Origin of the sequence: Escherichia sp. KTE114 (assembly GCF_000407765.1) — a bacterium.
Classification (GTDB): Bacteria; Pseudomonadota; Gammaproteobacteria; order Enterobacterales; family Enterobacteriaceae; genus Escherichia; species Escherichia ruysiae.
The window spans coordinates 1,634,406-1,651,630 of record NZ_KE136626.1 but is presented as its reverse complement, the minus strand read 5'-3'; the positions used below and the strand labels follow the sequence as shown (position 1 = coordinate 1,651,630).

Here is a 17,225-nt window from a genome sequence, read left to right as displayed (position 1 = left end):
CACTATGCCATTTTATCTTTTAACGCAGGCCAATCATGACTAACAGCAATCGCATCAAGCTCACATGGATTAGCTTTCTTTCCTACGCACTGACCGGTGCGTTGGTTATTGTCACCGGGATGGTGATGGGAAATATCGCCGATTATTTCAATCTGCCTGTTTCCAGTATGAGTAACACCTTCACCTTCCTCAATGCCGGCATTTTAATCTCTATCTTCCTCAACGCCTGGCTGATGGAAATTGTCCCGCTGAAAACGCAGTTACGTTTTGGCTTTCTCCTGATGGTGCTGGCGGTTGCCGGTTTGATGTTCAGCCACAGCCTGGCGCTGTTCTCGGCGGCGATGTTCATCCTCGGGGTGGTCAGCGGTATCACCATGTCGATTGGTACATTCCTGGTAACGCAAATGTATGAAGGGCGCCAGCGCGGTTCCCGTCTGCTGTTTACCGACTCCTTCTTCAGTATGGCAGGGATGATTTTCCCGATGATCGCCGCATTTCTGCTGGCGCGCAGCATTGAGTGGTACTGGGTTTATGCCTGCATCGGGCTTGTGTACGTCGCTATTTTTATTCTGACCTTCGGCTGTGAGTTCCCGGCGCTGGGCAAACATGCGCCAAAAGCTGACGCTCCGGTAGCGAAAGAAAAGTGGGGGATCGGCGTGCTGTTTCTCTCGATTGCTGCGCTGTGCTACATCCTCGGTCAGTTAGGTTTTATCTCCTGGGTGCCAGAGTACGCCAAAGGTCTGGGCATGAGCCTGAACGATGCGGGTACGCTGGTGAGCAACTTCTGGATGTCGTACATGGTCGGCATGTGGGCGTTCAGCTTTATTCTGCGTTTCTTTGACCTGCAACGTATTCTGACCGTGCTGGCAGGCCTGGCTGCGATTCTGATGTATGTCTTTAACACCGGAACACCAGCGCATATGGCGTGGTCTATTCTTGCTCTGGGCTTCTTCTCCAGCGCAATTTATACCACCATCATCACTCTGGGTTCCCAGCAGACAAAAGTACCGTCGCCAAAACTGGTTAACTTCGTACTCACCTGTGGAACCATCGGCACCATGCTGACCTTTGTGGTTACTGGTCCGATCGTAGAGCATAGCGGTCCACAGGCGGCGCTGCTCACTGCAAACGGTCTGTACGCTGTGGTATTCGTGATGTGCTTCCTGTTAGGCTTTGTCAGCCGTCACCGTCAGCACAACACCCTGACCTCTCATTAATTACCAATGCCGGGCGGCACTTTCGTCGTCCGGCTTTTCCTCTCATCTCCCGCAACGAGCCTTCATCTCTATAAATGCTTTCATTTTGTCTGTTTTTTGCACAAACATGAAATGTCAGACAATTCCGTGACTTAAGAATATTTATACAAATCAGCAATATACCTCTTAAGGAGTATATAAAGGTGAATTTGATTTGCATCAATAAGTGGGGTTGCTGAATCGTTAAGGTAGGCGGTAATAGAAAAGAAATCGAGGCAAAAATGAGCAAAGTCAGACTCGCAATTATCGGTAACGGTATGGTCGGCCATCGCTTTATCGAAGATCTTCTTGATAAATCTGATGCGGCCAACTTTGATATTACCGTTTTCTGTGAAGAACCGCGCATCGCTTATGACCGCGTACACCTCTCGTCTTACTTCTCTCACCACACCGCCGAAGAGCTGTCGCTGGTGCGCGAAGGCTTTTACGAGAAACACGGCATCAAAGTTCTGGTCGGCGAACGCGCTATCACCATCAACCGTCAGGAAAAGGTGATCCACTCCAGCGCCGGGCGTACCGTTTATTATGACAAGCTGATCATGGCGACCGGTTCCTACCCGTGGATCCCGCCGATCAAAGGTTCTGATACTCAGGACTGCTTTGTTTATCGCACCATTGAAGACCTCAACGCGATTGAATCCTGCGCCCGTCGCAGCAAGCGCGGTGCCGTTGTTGGCGGAGGCCTGTTAGGTCTGGAAGCCGCTGGCGCACTGAAAAACTTAGGCATTGAAACCCACGTTATCGAATTTGCCCCGATGCTGATGGCGGAACAGCTTGATCAGATGGGCGGCGAGCAGCTACGTCGCAAAATCGAAAGCATGGGCGTACGCGTTCACACCAGCAAAAATACCCTTGAGATTGTGCAGGAAGGTGTTGAAGCGCGTAAAACTATGCGTTTTGCCGACGGTAGCGAGCTGGAAGTTGACTTTATCGTCTTCTCTACCGGTATCCGTCCGCGCGATAAACTGGCAACTCAGTGTGGTCTGGACGTTGCTCCGCGTGGGGGTATCGTCATTAATGATTCCTGCCAGACTTCCGATCCGGATATCTACGCTATCGGTGAATGCGCAAGCTGGAACAACCGTGTATTTGGTCTGGTAGCACCAGGCTACAAAATGGCGCAGGTCGCCGTTGACCACATTCTCGGTAGCGAAAACGCCTTTGAAGGCGCTGACCTTAGCGCCAAGCTGAAACTGCTGGGCGTGGACGTTGGCGGTATTGGCGATGCGCATGGTCGTACACCAGGCGCGCGTAGCTATGTTTACCTCGACGAAAGCAAAGAGATCTACAAACGCCTGGTTGTCAGCGAAGACAACAAAACCCTGCTCGGTGCGGTACTGGTGGGCGATACCAGCGATTACGGCAACCTGCTGCAACTGGTGCTGAACGCTATCGAACTGCCAGAAAACCCGGATTCCCTGATCCTGCCAGCGCACTCCGGTAGCGGTAAGCCATCTATCGGTGTAGATAAACTGCCGGACAGCGCACAAATCTGCTCCTGCTTCGACGTCACCAAAGGCGACCTGATTGCTGCTATCAACAAAGGCTGCCATACCGTTGCGGCGCTGAAAGCCGAAACCAAAGCCGGTACTGGCTGCGGCGGCTGTATCCCGCTGGTAACTCAGGTACTGAATGCGGAACTGGCGAAACAGGGTATCGAAGTTAACAACAACCTGTGCGAACACTTTGCTTATTCGCGTCAGGAACTGTTCCATTTGATCCGCGTTGAAGGCATTAAAACCTTCGAAGAACTGCTGGCGAAACACGGCAAAGGCTACGGTTGTGAAGTTTGTAAACCGACCGTCGGTTCGCTGCTGGCCTCCTGCTGGAACGAATACATTCTGAAGCCGGAACATACTCCGCTGCAGGATTCTAACGACAACTTCCTCGCTAACATCCAGAAAGACGGCACCTACTCGGTGATCCCGCGTTCTCCGGGCGGTGAAATCACCCCGGAAGGACTGATGGCAGTGGGTCGTATCGCGCGTGAATTTAATCTCTACACCAAAATCACCGGCTCCCAGCGTCTGGCAATGTTTGGCGCACAGAAAGACGATCTGCCGGAGATCTGGCGTCAGCTGATTGAAGCAGGCTTCGAAACCGGTCATGCCTATGCGAAAGCACTGCGTATGGCGAAAACCTGCGTGGGTAGCACCTGGTGCCGCTACGGCGTTGGCGACAGCGTGGGTCTCGGCGTGGAACTGGAAAACCGCTACAAAGGCATCCGTACTCCGCACAAAATGAAGTTCGGTGTCTCTGGCTGTACCCGTGAATGTTCAGAAGCTCAGGGTAAAGACGTGGGTATCATCGCCACCGAAAAAGGCTGGAACCTGTACGTTTGCGGTAACGGCGGCATGAAACCGCGTCATGCGGATCTGCTGGCGGCGGATATCGATCGCGAAACGCTGATCAAATATCTCGACCGTTTCATGATGTTCTACATCCGCACCGCCGACAAACTGACGCGTACCGCGCCGTGGTTAGAAAACCTCGAAGGCGGTATTGATTACCTGAAAGCGGTGATCATTGACGACAAACTGGGGCTGAATGCACATCTGGAAGAAGAGATGGCGCGCCTGCGTGAAGCGGTAGTGTGTGAGTGGACTGAAACGGTCAATACGCCGTCTGCGCAGACTCGCTTCAAACACTTCATCAACAGCGATAAGCGTGACCCGAACGTGCAGATGGTGCCAGAACGCGAACAGCACCGTCCGGCAACGCCGTATGAACGTATCCCGGTAACTCTGGTGGAGGACAACGCATGAGCCAGTGGAAAGACATCTGCAAAATCGATGACATCCTGCCTGAAACCGGCGTCTGCGCGCTGTTAGGTGACGAGCAGGTAGCCATTTTCCGCCCGTATCACAGCGACCAGGTGTTTGCGATCAGCAACATCGATCCGTTCTTCGAATCCAGCGTGCTGTCACGCGGGCTGATTGCGGAACACCAGGGCGAGCTGTGGGTTGCCAGTCCACTGAAAAAACAGCGTTTTCGCTTAAGCGACGGTTTGTGCATGGAAGACGAACAGTTTTCCGTCAAGCATTACGAAGCGCGAGTGAAAGACGGCGTGGTACAACTGCGCGGTTAATGTTTTAACGGGAGGCGCAATGCCTCCCCTTTTTGCATGGTCCTGTAATAACCTTCGGTATATTGCAGGACATTTTTTAAACTTTTTGTTTTATTTTTTGTTTTTATTTTTTAAAGGATAATCAAATGTTTACAGACACTATTAATAAGTGTGCGGCTAACGCTGCGCGCATTGCACGCCTGTCGGCAAATAACCCGCTCGGCTTCTGGGTCAGCTCCGCAATGGCGGGCGCGTATGTGGGTCTTGGGATCATCCTGATTTTCACGCTCGGTAATTTGCTCGATCCGTCCATACGTCCTCTGGTGATGGGCGCGACCTTTGGTATCGCCTTAACGCTGGTGATTATCGCCGGTTCTGAACTGTTCACCGGACACACCATGTTCCTCACCTTTGGGGTGAAAGCGGGCACTATCAGCCACGGGCAAATGTGGGCAATCCTGCCGCAAACCTGGCTGGGTAACCTGGTCGGTTCCGTCTTCGTTGCCATGCTTTATAGCTGGGGCGGCGGTAGCCTGCTGCCGGTAGATACCAGCATCGTTCACTCCGTCGCGCTGGCAAAAACCACTGCACCGGCAATGGTACTGTTCTTCAAAGGTGCATTGTGTAACTGGCTGGTTTGCCTGGCAATCTGGATGGCGCTGCGCACTGAAGGGGCGGCGAAATTTATCGCTATCTGGTGGTGTCTGCTGGCATTTATCGCGTCCGGCTATGAGCACTCCATCGCTAACATGACGCTGTTCGCGCTCTCCTGGTTCGGCAACCACAGCGAAGCCTACACGCTGGCGGGTATTGGTCATAACCTGCTGTGGGTGACGCTGGGTAATACTTTATCGGGCGCCGTATTCATGGGATTGGGTTATTGGTATGCTACGCCGAAAGCGAATCGTCCGGTTGCGGACAAATTTAATCAAACTGAAACGGCTGCAGGTTAATCAGTAAGGGGTTTTTACGTGGATCATTTGCCTATATTTTGCCAATTACGCGATCGCGACTGTCTGATTGTCGGCGGTGGTGATGTTGCGGAACGCAAAGCAAGGTTGCTGTTAGACGCAGGCGCTCGCTTAACGGTGAATGCATTGGCGTTTATTCCACAGTTCACCGCATGGGCAGATGCAGGCATGTTAACCCTCGTCGAAGGGCCATTTGATGAAAGCCTTCTCGACACCTGCTGGCTGGCGATTGCCGCGACGGATGATGACGCGCTTAACCAGCGCGTCAGCGAAGCCGCTGAATCTCGCCGCATCTTCTGTAACGTGGTCGATGCGCCGAAAGCCGCCAGCTTCATTATGCCGTCGATTATTGACCGCTCACCGCTAATGGTAGCGGTCTCCTCTGGCGGCACATCTCCGGTTCTGGCGCGCCTGCTGCGTGAAAAACTCGAATCACTGCTGCCGTTGCATCTGGGCCAGGTAGCGAAATATGCCGGGCAGTTACGCGGTCGGGTAAAACAAAAGTTCGCCACGATGGGCGAGCGTCGCCGTTTCTGGGAAAAATTGTTCGTTAACGACCGCCTGGCCCAGTCGCTGGCAAATAACGATCAGAAAGCCATTACTGAAACGACCGAACAGTTAATCAACGAGCCGCTCGACCATCGCGGTGAAGTGGTGCTGGTTGGCGCCGGTCCTGGCGATGCCGGGCTACTGACGCTGAAAGGTCTGCAACAAATTCAGCAGGCTGATGTGGTGGTCTACGACCGTCTGGTTTCTGACGATATTATGAATCTGGTACGCCGCGATGCTGATCGCGTTTTTGTCGGCAAACGCGCGGGATACCACTGCGTACCGCAAGAAGGGATTAACCAGATCCTGTTGCGGGAAGCGCAAAAAGGCAAACGCGTGGTGCGTCTGAAAGGCGGCGATCCGTTTATTTTCGGACGTGGTGGCGAAGAGCTGGAAACACTGTGCAACGCGGGCATTCCGTTCTCGGTGGTTCCGGGTATTACCGCAGCTTCCGGTTGCTCTGCCTATTCGGGTATTCCACTTACGCATCGCGATTATGCTCAGAGCGTACGCTTAATTACCGGACACTTAAAAACCGGTGGTGAGCTGGACTGGGAAAACCTGGCAGCAGAAAAACAGACGCTGGTGTTCTATATGGGGCTGAATCAGGCTGCGACTATTCAGCAAAAATTGATTGAACACGGAATGCCAGGCGAAATGCCAGTGGCGATTGTCGAAAACGGTACGGCAGTAACGCAACGCGTGATTGACGGTACGCTCGCACAGTTGGGCGAGTTGGCGCAGCAAATGAACAGTCCGTCTTTGATTATTATTGGCCGGGTCGTTGGTCTGCGCGACAAATTAAACTGGTTCTCAAACCATTAATTAAATAAAATTTTAATCAAGGTCGGATATTTCCGACCTTTTTTATTCACAATAATCATCATATTAATTTTTATCTTCAGCAGACATAAAACAACTTTTTAACCAATTTGTTTTTTAACAACTACCCACAGTTACAGTGGCTTACAAATATAATCGAAATATTAATAGTCCACACACTGACGTGTAATAGATATTCCTGTATTGTTTCTAACGAGCAGCTTGCTTATATTCACATAATTAATGAATATTACTCGATATATTTTACATAGGGAATGAAAATGAATAAATTTATTAAAGTAACACTGGTAGGTGCAGTACTGGCTACATTAACTGCATGTACTGGTCATATTGAAAACCGTGACAAGAACTGCTCTTACGATTACCTGCTGCACCCGGCAATTTCTATTTCTAAAATCATTGGTGGCTGCGGTCCGACTGCACAGTAATCTCTTAACATAAATCGGTTAATACCGGTTTAATTGTCTGACGCCCTCTGTTTTCATCAGAGGGCGTATTTGTTTTTACCTTGCCTTTGAAAATATCGTTCACAACATTAAACGCTGGCAATACTCTCACGCAAAATCCGCAGCACTGTCTCTTCACCACTACGATTCGGATTAATGCGAATCGCACAATGTTCTAATTGCGGATTCGCCTGGCGAAACGTTCCGGAAAGGCGATAAAAGAGCGGCGGGATCTCATATTTCGACTCCGCGCCCACCGGATACGGCAACGCACCGCGTTTCTGCGCTTCTTCCAGCACCCTGGCGGCAATTGGCTGATGAAACTCCACAATCAACACTTTCGACTGCGCATTGGCAATGACGGCACTTTTAACTTCCGGCACCGCGCCGCCGTTAAGTAAAGCCAGCAATCGTTCAGAGACCACCGCCTGCACCGCGTGCATCACTGGCGCGAAAACCAGCCCACGCAAGACTTCCAGCGCCTGAGCGCCCTGAATCTGGCTGCCGCCGGAGTAAAGCGTGGCGCGAATACGATTGATAACGTCAGCATCGCCTACCACCGCGCCAACACCCTCTGGCCCAAACAGCTTGAAGCAGGAAAATGTCGAGACATTCGCCCCGCATTCGCACCCGATTCGCGCTACCTTCATTACCGCATAGTTATCATCGGTTAACGCAGGAACGCCAGCCGAGCGCAACGTTGCCAGCACATCCGCCAGAATGTAGCGATCCTGCGGCTGCTGGCGCGTATGCTGCACCAGCGCCACATCAGGTTGTTGCTCGTCTACGACCTGCTTAAGTGCCGACAGATCATTGAAATCAACAGTAATAAGCGTCAGCCCCATCTGTTCAATGATGACGCGTGTCGTCGGATAAACGGGCGCATCATGCACCAGAAGACGCTGCCCTGGTTTAAGCAAAGCCGCCAGCCCGGCACGAATCGCTCCTGTGCCAGCGCCTTGCACCAGCACCGCCGCTGGCGCATGAAACGCATCTGCCAGCACCTGCTCCACACGCTGGGTAATGCGAGGCTGATTCAGCCCCGGCGTTAATCCCAAATCACCGCAGGTAAGAAATTCGCTACCAGGAAAATGGCGACAAATGCTATCCACCAGCGCAAACTGCTTCTGCTGCGCTTCAGCAAGGGTCAGACTTTTCAGAGGAAACGTCTTCATAAGTGCATTCCTTAAGCCGGAACAAACAGGCCAAGCCAGTAAAGAACATTCAGCAGGATGCCGGTGATCATTACTGCCACGACCGGCGCCGCCATTTTTTGTACCGGACGACCGAGAGATTCGTTGAGGAAGTAAATGGCAACCGCAATGGAGAATCCGGTATAGCCTGCCATTTTTATTGCCGCGAAAATCGAGCCGACCAGCAGCGCCACTTCCATCAGCATATTCATGGCGTTACGGATGTTATCCGACGCATTACGCACTGACGGGTAGCGTCCCAGCCATTTGCCGATCGAACGAAGTAACAGGACTTCCGCCGAAATAACCACTGCGCCTAATACCGCCGCAATCATCGGATTCGGCGAGAGATAGCCCACCGCATAAACAAAGGTAAAGCCCGCAACTGCATACACACCCGTTGCTAACGCGGTGGTGGCAATCAACGGTACAAAACCCAGCCCGCGCATAAATTCTGCCAGTGCCGCCTGGTTGATCAGCGTTTGTGATTGTTCCGGCGTTACGCCTGCGGAGTACGCTTTCTCCAGGGTGAAGATCGACACTTCACTGCCAGCAAAAATCTTCATGCTGGCAACGGCGGCAATCAATGCTCCCACGATGGCGATATACGGTAAGTTTTTGATAATCCGCGACGTGCGTTCTTCAAACACCGAAAGCCCGCTGGCATCGATGTCATTTTCATCACGATGACGCAGGTCGTGAGTTATCGCGATCCCCAGCAGCATCACCATGCCAATAAAGATTTCGATGGATTCCGGATTGAGATGCGGGAAATAGCGCACTACCACCACACGGGTCATCAGCACAACCACGGCGGCGATCAGGCTTTGCTTCCAGCCAAACTGGTAGAAAATCGCCACCAGAGGGAACAGTGCAAAAGCTGAAACCACCGGCGAGCTTAATTCCCCCAGACTGCCTAATACATCCACCGGCAGTGCGGTCAGCAGCTGGTTTACCGGCAACAGGCAGGTGAGGATCAGTACGCCCCAGATAGCGCCAAGACCAAACGCCATCAGGCTGTTTATCGCCAGTACGCCGAGGATATCGGTAGGAAGAAAGAGTAACCATGCGTTTAGCAGCCCGGTTTTCAGGGTAAAAGAGATCCCCACCGATGCCACAAAACCAATGCTCAGACCGAAAGCGATACTCCCCGCCTCGCGACGGTTCATATAACCTTCAATCAGTTGCGGCAGGATCGGGCGGATACCGTCATGAAAAACGGCCGCCGAGCGATGCGCCAGAAGCGATGTCATACCGGTCAGGCACGCCACCACGATAATCTGAATATACAGATCCATAGTCGTGCCTTTTATTTCAGATGGTTAATCAGCATCGGAATCGCGTGTTCAACGTGCTCAACGGAAAGCCCAAACGCCACTTTCCCTTCGGCGATCATTTTGGCGATATGCTCGTCTTTCGCTTTAATGCCCGGCTTGGCAATGGTGCAACTTTTGTTATAGCCAATCACCGCAATGGCAATCGACAATGCCGCACCTGCACCGGTATTACACGCACCGATGTAGTAATCCAGTTGCCCGGATTTCACTTTCATCGCTGCTTCCATGTCGTTGTGAATGAAAACTTCAAAACAGCCTGGAGCCGTCGTTTCAATGGTTTTTTTAATCTGCTCACGCTGTAAGCCTGCAACGCCAATCTTTTTCATGAGTCTGTCCTTATTGGAAAAATTGAGAGGGATTTTCACGTAACATCACATCCACATCGGCCTGACTGAATCCTGACTGGCGCAGTTGTGGAATAAAGGTGGTAAATAAATAGTCATAGCCATAACCACCGTTGGCTTTTAAATGGGAGCGACGCGTAATATCCATCGACAGCATGACGCGGTTCAGTAATCCACGGTCGCGTAGTGCATGAAGCATCGCAATGCGCTTTTCGTCCGGGTAGTAACTGTTCTTGCCAATGGTGTCGAACTGCACATACGCGCCGAGTTCGATCATCTTCAAAATATTGTCGAGGTTGTCTTTCAGATCGCAGTGCCCGACAGTAACGCGCGAAAGATCAACTCCGTGGGCTTGCAGCAGAGCCAGTTGTTCCAGCCCCATCGTGCTAAATGACGTATGCGTGGAGATCGGGCATCCGGTCTGGTTATGTGCCAACGCGGCAGCAATAAACACTTTCTCTTCCAGCAGCGTAATCTTTCCTTCGCTGGAACCAATCTCCGCGATGATCCCGGCTTTCAGCTCCGTGCCATCGATACCCTGCTCAATTTCATCGACCATCTCCTGCGCCAGTTCCTGCACGCTGCGGGTCGCCACATGTTGCGGGAAAAACGCGTCCTGGTAATAACCGGTACAGGCCACCACGTTGATCCCCGTCTCGCGCATTACATCGAGCATAAATTGCGCATTGCGCCCCATGTAACGGTTGGTCATCTCAATCACATTACGCACACCTTGCGCCATCAGGTCGTTCATCTCCTGACAAATGAACCCATACTGATCAAGGCGGCAATCCAGGTTGTTTTTAAAGCCGGAGAGATCAATATGCAGATGCTCATGGGCCAGGGTGTAACCCGTCGGATCAAAACTCATAGGGTGTCTCCTGCAAACTGGAGGGAGGAAAGAAAAGAGCGACCATTTTGTGGCGGTGGCGCACGGAAAAATTCACACACGGTAGCCCCCACATCAGAAAGCGTGGTGCGCACACCGAGTTGCGTGTGGACCAGCCCTTGCTGATAAACCAGCACTGGCACCACTTCACGGGTATGGTGGCTGTGACCAATGGTCGGATCGTTACCGTGATCCGCCATCACGACCAGGCAATCATCTGGCTGCATCGCCTCAACAAGCCGGGCAAGGTTACGGTCAACGACCTGCAAACGTTCGGCATAACGTGCGACGTCTTCTGCATGACCAGCGAGGTCGGTTTCCTGGATATTTGTGCAAATAAACGCTGTCTGATGGGTGATAAATTCGTCGAGGGTGATATCCATAATCCGCTGGCTATCCACCAGGTTTTGCCAGCTCACGCCATAAGGATTGCTGACGATATCTGCCACCTTACCCACCAGCACGGTTGGCACGCCCGCTTCATACAGTTTTTGCGGCACCTGCACTTTTTCATCAACACCGTAGCCCATATGCACGACCTGGAAGCCGTTGTCATAAGCGCCTGAACGCGGCGCATTGATGCCAATAAAGCGCCCTTCTTTGCTTTCTGCGGCATCGAGAATGCGTTGACTGTCGGTTAACAGGCCGCCAAATGTAATGACCCGACCGACCTGTACCTGCTCACGCACGATACGACCAATTTTGATTGCGTCGTCAAAAGAGATCACAGAGAGATTGGCGGTGATGTTATAGACCTGGCCTAAATCCGCCTCGAGATTATCGCCAATCGCAACCGCCTGATTGACCCACAGAAATTGCAGATCATCGCCACGGCGCTCCACCTGCCAAGCGGCGGAAACTAATGCCTGCTCAACACGGTCAATCACATCGCGAAAGGGCATCCGTAGCGGCGGTAACGGGCGCGTGCCTAAAATTTCCTGATGCCCCATAAAGGTATCGCCACCTTCATGTTGCAGCTCTGCCACGCCCCAGGTTGCGGAGTCTGACGGCTGCATATCTCCAGGCGCATAACCTAATGCGTTGATTAGCCCCATTTTCTCCAGCATTGGTAGCTGCAAATGCGGCAACTGGCTCAGGATGTGACCACAGGTATTTGCCCCGGCATCCTGCGGACGCACCAACGTGACATCTTTCATTGCCCCTACGCCAAAGCTATCAATCACTAACACCACAAATCGCGCCATTACGCCTCCGGAGGGTTGCCGAGGCTGTCATAACGACCCACAATCTCTGCCGCGCCACGCTGAATACCAGACACCAGCACCACATCGCTACGGGTGACAAAAATCTGCGTGCGAAAACAGAGCACCACTGCACTGCTTACCGGATGCTCACCTGCCAGCGGCAGGGTGTAGTCGATACTGCTGTCATCCACGGCTTTGAGATATGTTTCAGTCACGCTTTGATTCTCTGGCGTAAACACCAGCGCATGTTGCGCATGACCACGACGGTAATAACCGCCGCCGTAGCAGTAGCTGTCGCCACGGAAGTGATGGGAAATTTCGCTCAGCCAAAGCATCGCGATACGTTCAGGCTGGTCTCCCTGCTGGTTTACCGGAATCGTCCCCGTCAGTGCATGACCGGGTTCGGCATGAGTCACACCGTATTCCGCCAGTAATGGCAGCGAAGTGCAGCTGGTCGCTGAAGGCGCGTTCAGTTGCTCAATCGCAATACCAGATTTCGCCAGTTGATCCCGTGCCTGTATCAGCGTGTGAAGATTCGGTGTCGGCAAAACTTTCCCGGCAGCCTCATCCCAAAGCAGGCAAGGGAAATGGGTTAGTCCGGCTAAATGCAGCCCCGGCAGTTTCTTAATTTCAGCAACCACCTCGTGCAGCGAATGCTGTACAAAACCGCTCTCCTGCCCCGGATAAAGAAAATCATCGTCGCTATAAACTTTGAGCAGCACAGACTGAATCCGCCCCGCTTTCACCGCTGCCGCAGAAACCTCCTGCGCTTTGGTAAGGGTAAACACGGTGATGACGTCGGTGCCCTGTTCAACGGCATCAGCGACCTCGTGACAAGGGATTTGCACCAGATGCCCCTGATGCGCCACCGGCAAACCTGCGCGGCGCATCACTCGCGCCTCTTTGTAATCCACCGCCACAATGCCGCTGTAGCCCAGCGCCAGCAGTTTTTCCGCCAGCCACGGATTGCGACCGAACTGTTTGGTCATCAGATACAGCTCAATACCGTAAAGCCGCGCCGTCTCAATCAGCCGCTTACCGTTTTCCAGTACCTGATCCACGTCGACAACCCAACTGTCCGGGGCTATCTTGCCCTGCTGCCACAGGTTTAGTGCGGCAGAAATCAGTGCCGGGTTCTGGCGTTTCAATGCTTCTACAAACATCTTGTTGCCTCACTTCTGTACCTTGAATCAAATATTCATTTTTTTGAATATTTAAGTTATGCGACGTGGATTTGTTGTGGGCTTCAGACCTCTTCGTTAGCGGCCATCCATAATCCATAAAGGTTGGCCAGCAAATAGCCTTCTTCACACGGGTTAACTTCCAGCGCGAATCCCTGCAATAACACCTGGTGCAACTGCATGATCGCTGGCCAGTGGCTACATTGCGCCAGTTCAGCCAGCAATTCGTCATCCAGTGGCTGGATCTGTTCGCCGCGACGACTGCGCATCAGCGCACTCGCCATATGTATCATTGCCATCATCCCCTGCTCACTGCGCACTGGTAGATGGCATTCTGTTTCCAGTACTTTGACGACCTGCATCATGCCTTTGCAGATGTCCTTATCGATGACCCCTGCATCGCAAAGCAGGTTGAGTCTGGTTTCCATTTTAGATGCCTTTCGTTTAATAACTGGGTTCCTGTTCCCCACTGACCACTCGCTGTTGATGGGCAAGCAGGGCGTTTTTATCAACAACCGCACGCAGCAATTGTTGCATCGGGTAATCATCGGCTCGCGTCAAAACCACGGCTTCAGTAGCCTGTAAAAATCGCGGATCGTCTGTTAGCGGCGTCGCTTCTAATCCCTGCATGGCCAGTTCGCTTTCCGCTACCACATTCCAGATAACCGCATCGACATCGCCTTTAACAATGCGTTGTAAACTCTCGTGATAAGAGAGATCGACTCGCTCCACATCGCTACTGCCAAAAAAGACATCGGTCATGATCTTCTGATCTGCCGAACGGTTATCCAGCCCCACGCGCTTCACGTTACCTGACTCCCCTTTACGGCAAATCAACTGGTGCTCGCCAACGTAGGTATGCGGCCCCAACTCCAGCGCAAGACATAAGCCTTTTTGCGTGAGATAACTTTCCGCCGCCAGTCGCGAAACTACGGCCATGTCATAGACACCGTTAAGCAAACACTCCACGCGAATATCCGCACCACGCATATGCGCATAGTAAAAAGGAATGCCATCAAACTGAGCTTTTAACCCGCTCGCTAAACCTTCGTACAAGCGGGTATAGGGCAAGGGCATCGCACATACCACATTATTGATATCAACATGGGTCAACAGTGCTTTGTTATCCATCTCTACCAGATAACTGCCATTGCGCCCGCGACGTTCAATCCGAATCGCGCCGCTTGACTCCAGATTTTTTAACGCGGCCTGCGTCAGGCCGACGGACGAACGGCATTCAGTTGCCAGTTCATCTATGGTTTTCAGGCGATTACCACACTTTTCACCTAACAAATAACGAGCCAGCGTCGTGATGACGACGCCTTCTTTTTTGATAAACGTTCGACGCATAATAAATTTTCAATAAAATGAATATTTATATCTTCATGAAAATGAAGATAAGGCGCAACAAAGAGATGTGGAAACGGCGAGATGCTTCACATTTTTTGGGGCTATTGCAAATAAGGACGTAAAAAAACCGGGTTTCCCCGGTTTTTGGTATCAATAGTGAATTACGGCTTCGCCACAAAACCAATCGCTTCGTAAACCGCTTTCAGTGTACGGGAAGCGTGTGCGCTGGCTTTTTCTGCGCCGTCTTTCATCACCTGTTGCAGGAAGGCTTCATCGTTGCGGAAACGGTGATAACGTTCCTGCAATTCAGTCAGCATACCGGAAACCGCTTCAGCTACTTCGCCTTTCAGGTGACCATACATCTTGCCTTCGAACTGTTTTTCCAGTTCAGGGATGCTTTGACCCGTTACCGCAGAAAGGATATCCAGCAGGTTAGAAACGCCCGCCTTGTTCTGCACGTCGTAGCGAACTACCGGCGGCTCGTCGGAATCAGTGACCGCACGTTTGATTTTCTTCACTACCGATTTCGGATCTTCCAGCAGACCGATAACGTTATTGCGGTTATCGTCAGACTTGGACATCTTCTTGGTCGGCTCCAGCAGCGACATTACGCGCGCGCCAGATTTCGGAATAAACGGCTCCGGTACTTTAAAGATATCGCCATACAGCGCGTTGAAACGCTGGGCGATATCGCGGCTCAGTTCCAGGTGCTGTTTCTGGTCTTCACCGACCGGCACCAGATTGGTTTGATACAGCAGGATGTCCGCAGCCATCAGCACCGGATAGTCAAACAGACCAGCGTTAATGTTCTCGGCATAACGCGCAGATTTATCTTTAAACTGCGTCATGCGGCTCAGTTCGCCGAAGTAGGTATAGCAGTTCAGTGCCCAGCCTAACTGCGCATGTTCCGGCACGTGGGACTGAACAAAAATAGTGCTTTTCTCAGGATCGATACCGCAAGCCAGGTACAACGCCAGCGTATCCAGCGTTGCTTTACGCAGCTTCTGCGCATCCTGGCGCACGGTGATAGCGTGTTGGTCAACGATGCAGTAAATACAATGGTAATCATCCTGCATGTTTACCCACTGACGCAGCGCACCCATGTAGTTACCAATGGTCAATTCACCTGAAGGCTGTGCGCCACTAAAAACGATGGGCTTAGTCATTTTTCGATTCCTGATTTTCGCTTTGCGGAAGCCCTAATGCGGGCAGAAGGTCATTTATAGACTGATAAATTACATCAGGCTGGCTGAGATCGATAGCCTCGCCGTAGTTATATCCGTAGGTTAAGCCAACTGATGGGCAACCTGCCGCTTTTGCCGCCTGAATATCATTGCGTGAGTCGCCAACAAACAGCATCTGTTGTGGGGCAATTCCCATCCGCTCAGCCACCAGTAACAGCGGGTCCGGATGCGGTTTTTTGTTTTGCACATCATCGCCGCCGATAACCACGCTAAAGTATTTGGCAATATCTAAGGCTTCGAGCAGCGGCGCGACGAACGGCGTCGGTTTGTTGGTAACCAGGCCTAGCGGCAGGCCTTTAGCCTGCAACGCGCCCAACGTATCGGCAACGTGTGGGAACAAAAACGTCCCCTCTTCGGCAACCTCGCCATAGTAGCGATCGAACAGTTTACGCAGAATACATACCTGTTCTTCTGCCGGAATGTCGTCATCAACGGGCGGTTTACCCATTGTTTTACGCTGAGTCGCACGTTCCTGACGCGCCCAGGTCAATGCGCGCTCCATCAGAACATCTGCGCCGTTACCAATCCAGGTAATAACGCGTTCTTCACCTGCGACGGGCAACTCCAGCGCATACAGCGCCATATCTACCGCAGCAGCAAGACCAGGAGCACTGTCGACCAGCGTACCATCAAGATCAAAAGCGACGCCGCGAATATCTTCAAACTTATTCATGACTTACCTTTGCCAGTTCACTGCGCATTTCATCAATGACTTTTTTGTAGTCTGGCTGGTCGAAGATTGCCGAACCGGCGACGAACATATCCGCGCCCGCCGCAGCGATTTCGCCAATGTTGTTCACCTTCACGCCACCGTCCACTTCCAGACGAATGTCAAAGCCAGACTCGTCGATACGACGACGTACTTCGCGCAGTTTATCCAGTGTTTGAGGAATGAAAGACTGACCGCCGAAACCAGGATTGACGGACATCAGCAGGATCACATCTAGCTTATCCATCACGTAATCCAGATAGCTCAACGGTGTCGCCGGGTTGAACACCAGACCCGCTTTACAGCCATTTTCTTTAATCAGTTGCAACGTGCGGTCAACATGCTCGGAGGCTTCAGGATGAAAGGTAATGATGCTGGCACCTGCGGCAGCGAAATCCGGCACAATGCGATCGACCGGTTTCACCATCAGATGTACGTCGATAGGGGCGGTAATGCCGTAATTACGCAAGGATTTCAGCACCATTGGTCCAATCGTCAGGTTGGGAACATAGTGGTTATCCATGACGTCAAAATGCACGACATCAGCGCCAGCTGCCAGGGCCTTTGCGGTATCTTCACCCAGGCGGGCAAAATCAGCCGACAGAATTGAGGGGGCAATCAAATACTGTTTCATCCGCTTC

At 52.0% G+C, this 17,225-nt stretch carries 17 protein-coding genes; 6 read left to right on the top strand and 11 right to left on the bottom strand.

All coding sequences use genetic code 11. From position 1 onward, the window contains the following. The first annotated feature begins 35 nt into the window (after positions 1 to 35). From tsgA to WC5_RS13110, 6 genes are all read left to right on the top strand, one after another. Entirely contained in the window at positions 36 to 1,217 is a 1,182-nt protein-coding gene (gene tsgA, locus WC5_RS13085; protein ID WP_000185241.1) for an MFS transporter TsgA, read from the top strand. 260 nt (positions 1,218 to 1,477) lie between these two features. Then, positions 1,478 to 4,021: an NADPH-nitrite reductase large subunit gene (gene nirB, locus WC5_RS13090; RefSeq protein WP_000049233.1), complete on the top strand. Its 2,544-nt coding sequence runs from the start codon at positions 1,478 to 1,480 to the stop codon at positions 4,019 to 4,021. Next, positions 4,018 to 4,344, top strand: a complete 327-nt coding sequence (gene nirD / locus WC5_RS13095) for a nitrite reductase small subunit NirD (protein ID WP_000084764.1) — start codon at positions 4,018 to 4,020, stop codon at positions 4,342 to 4,344. Before nirB ends, nirD begins: the two co-directional genes overlap by 4 nt. A gap of 125 nt (positions 4,345 to 4,469) precedes the next feature. Further along, positions 4,470 to 5,276, top strand: a complete 807-nt coding sequence (gene nirC, locus WC5_RS13100) for a nitrite transporter NirC (RefSeq protein WP_000493550.1) — start codon at positions 4,470 to 4,472, stop codon at positions 5,274 to 5,276. An 18-nt stretch (positions 5,277 to 5,294) separates the two neighbouring features. Then, complete coding sequence (gene cysG, locus WC5_RS13105; protein ID WP_000349867.1) at positions 5,295 to 6,668, top strand: siroheme synthase CysG; 1,374 nt, start codon at positions 5,295 to 5,297, stop codon at positions 6,666 to 6,668. 278 nt (positions 6,669 to 6,946) lie between these two features. Then, positions 6,947 to 7,114 (top strand): YhfL family protein, encoded by a 168-nt coding sequence (locus tag WC5_RS13110; protein WP_001031838.1) that lies wholly within the window; start codon positions 6,947 to 6,949, stop codon positions 7,112 to 7,114. A gap of 107 nt (positions 7,115 to 7,221) precedes the next feature. Here the strand turns inward: WC5_RS13110 and WC5_RS13115 are convergent, their stop codons facing one another. The 11 genes from WC5_RS13115 to rpe all read right to left on the bottom strand — a co-directional run bounded on the left by WC5_RS13115 (position 7,222) and on the right by rpe (position 17,218). After that, the gene (locus tag WC5_RS13115) at positions 7,222 to 8,307 is read right to left on the bottom strand and encodes an aminotransferase class I/II-fold pyridoxal phosphate-dependent enzyme (protein ID WP_000847120.1); all 1,086 of its coding nucleotides are present in this window, start codon (positions 8,305 to 8,307) and stop codon (positions 7,222 to 7,224) included. An 11-nt stretch (positions 8,308 to 8,318) separates the two neighbouring features. Further along, complete coding sequence (locus WC5_RS13120) at positions 8,319 to 9,623, bottom strand: YhfT family protein (RefSeq protein WP_000366859.1); 1,305 nt, start codon at positions 9,621 to 9,623, stop codon at positions 8,319 to 8,321. An 11-nt stretch (positions 9,624 to 9,634) separates the two neighbouring features. Continuing rightward, the gene (locus WC5_RS13125) at positions 9,635 to 9,988 is read right to left on the bottom strand and encodes a DUF2620 domain-containing protein (RefSeq protein WP_010349555.1); all 354 of its coding nucleotides are present in this window, start codon (positions 9,986 to 9,988) and stop codon (positions 9,635 to 9,637) included. Positions 9,989 to 9,998: 10 nt separating this feature from the next. Beyond that, positions 9,999 to 10,877 carry a phosphotriesterase-related protein gene (locus WC5_RS13130; RefSeq protein ID WP_000006975.1) on the bottom strand — a complete coding sequence of 293 codons (879 nt, stop codon included), beginning with the start codon at positions 10,875 to 10,877 and terminating at the stop codon, positions 9,999 to 10,001. Next, positions 10,874 to 12,100: a phosphopentomutase gene (locus WC5_RS13135; protein ID WP_000090584.1), complete on the bottom strand. Its 1,227-nt coding sequence runs from the start codon at positions 12,098 to 12,100 to the stop codon at positions 10,874 to 10,876. The genes WC5_RS13130 and WC5_RS13135 overlap by 4 nt, the downstream gene beginning before the upstream one ends. Beyond that, positions 12,100 to 13,263, bottom strand: coding sequence for a YhfX family PLP-dependent enzyme (locus WC5_RS13140; protein WP_000497313.1), 1,164 nt, complete (start codon positions 13,261 to 13,263; stop codon positions 12,100 to 12,102). Before WC5_RS13140 ends, WC5_RS13135 begins: the two co-directional genes overlap by 1 nt. An 83-nt stretch (positions 13,264 to 13,346) precedes the next feature. Continuing rightward, positions 13,347 to 13,709: a hypothetical protein gene (locus WC5_RS13145; RefSeq protein ID WP_010349551.1), complete on the bottom strand. Its 363-nt coding sequence runs from the start codon at positions 13,707 to 13,709 to the stop codon at positions 13,347 to 13,349. Between the two features lie 16 nt (positions 13,710 to 13,725). Next, a complete protein-coding gene (gene yhfZ / locus WC5_RS13150; RefSeq protein WP_001254801.1) occupies positions 13,726 to 14,631 on the bottom strand; it encodes a GntR family transcriptional regulator YhfZ in 906 nt (301 codons plus the stop codon). A 161-nt stretch (positions 14,632 to 14,792) separates the two neighbouring features. Then, the gene (trpS, locus tag WC5_RS13155; RefSeq protein WP_000165546.1) at positions 14,793 to 15,797 is read right to left on the bottom strand and encodes a tryptophan--tRNA ligase; all 1,005 of its coding nucleotides are present in this window, start codon (positions 15,795 to 15,797) and stop codon (positions 14,793 to 14,795) included. Beyond that, positions 15,790 to 16,548, bottom strand: coding sequence for a phosphoglycolate phosphatase (gene gph / locus WC5_RS13160; RefSeq protein ID WP_001031726.1), 759 nt, complete (start codon positions 16,546 to 16,548; stop codon positions 15,790 to 15,792). The genes trpS and gph overlap by 8 nt, the downstream gene beginning before the upstream one ends. Next, the gene (rpe, locus tag WC5_RS13165) at positions 16,541 to 17,218 is read right to left on the bottom strand and encodes a ribulose-phosphate 3-epimerase (RefSeq protein WP_000816280.1); all 678 of its coding nucleotides are present in this window, start codon (positions 17,216 to 17,218) and stop codon (positions 16,541 to 16,543) included. The genes gph and rpe overlap by 8 nt, the downstream gene beginning before the upstream one ends. Between the last annotated feature and the right edge of the window lie 7 nt (positions 17,219 to 17,225).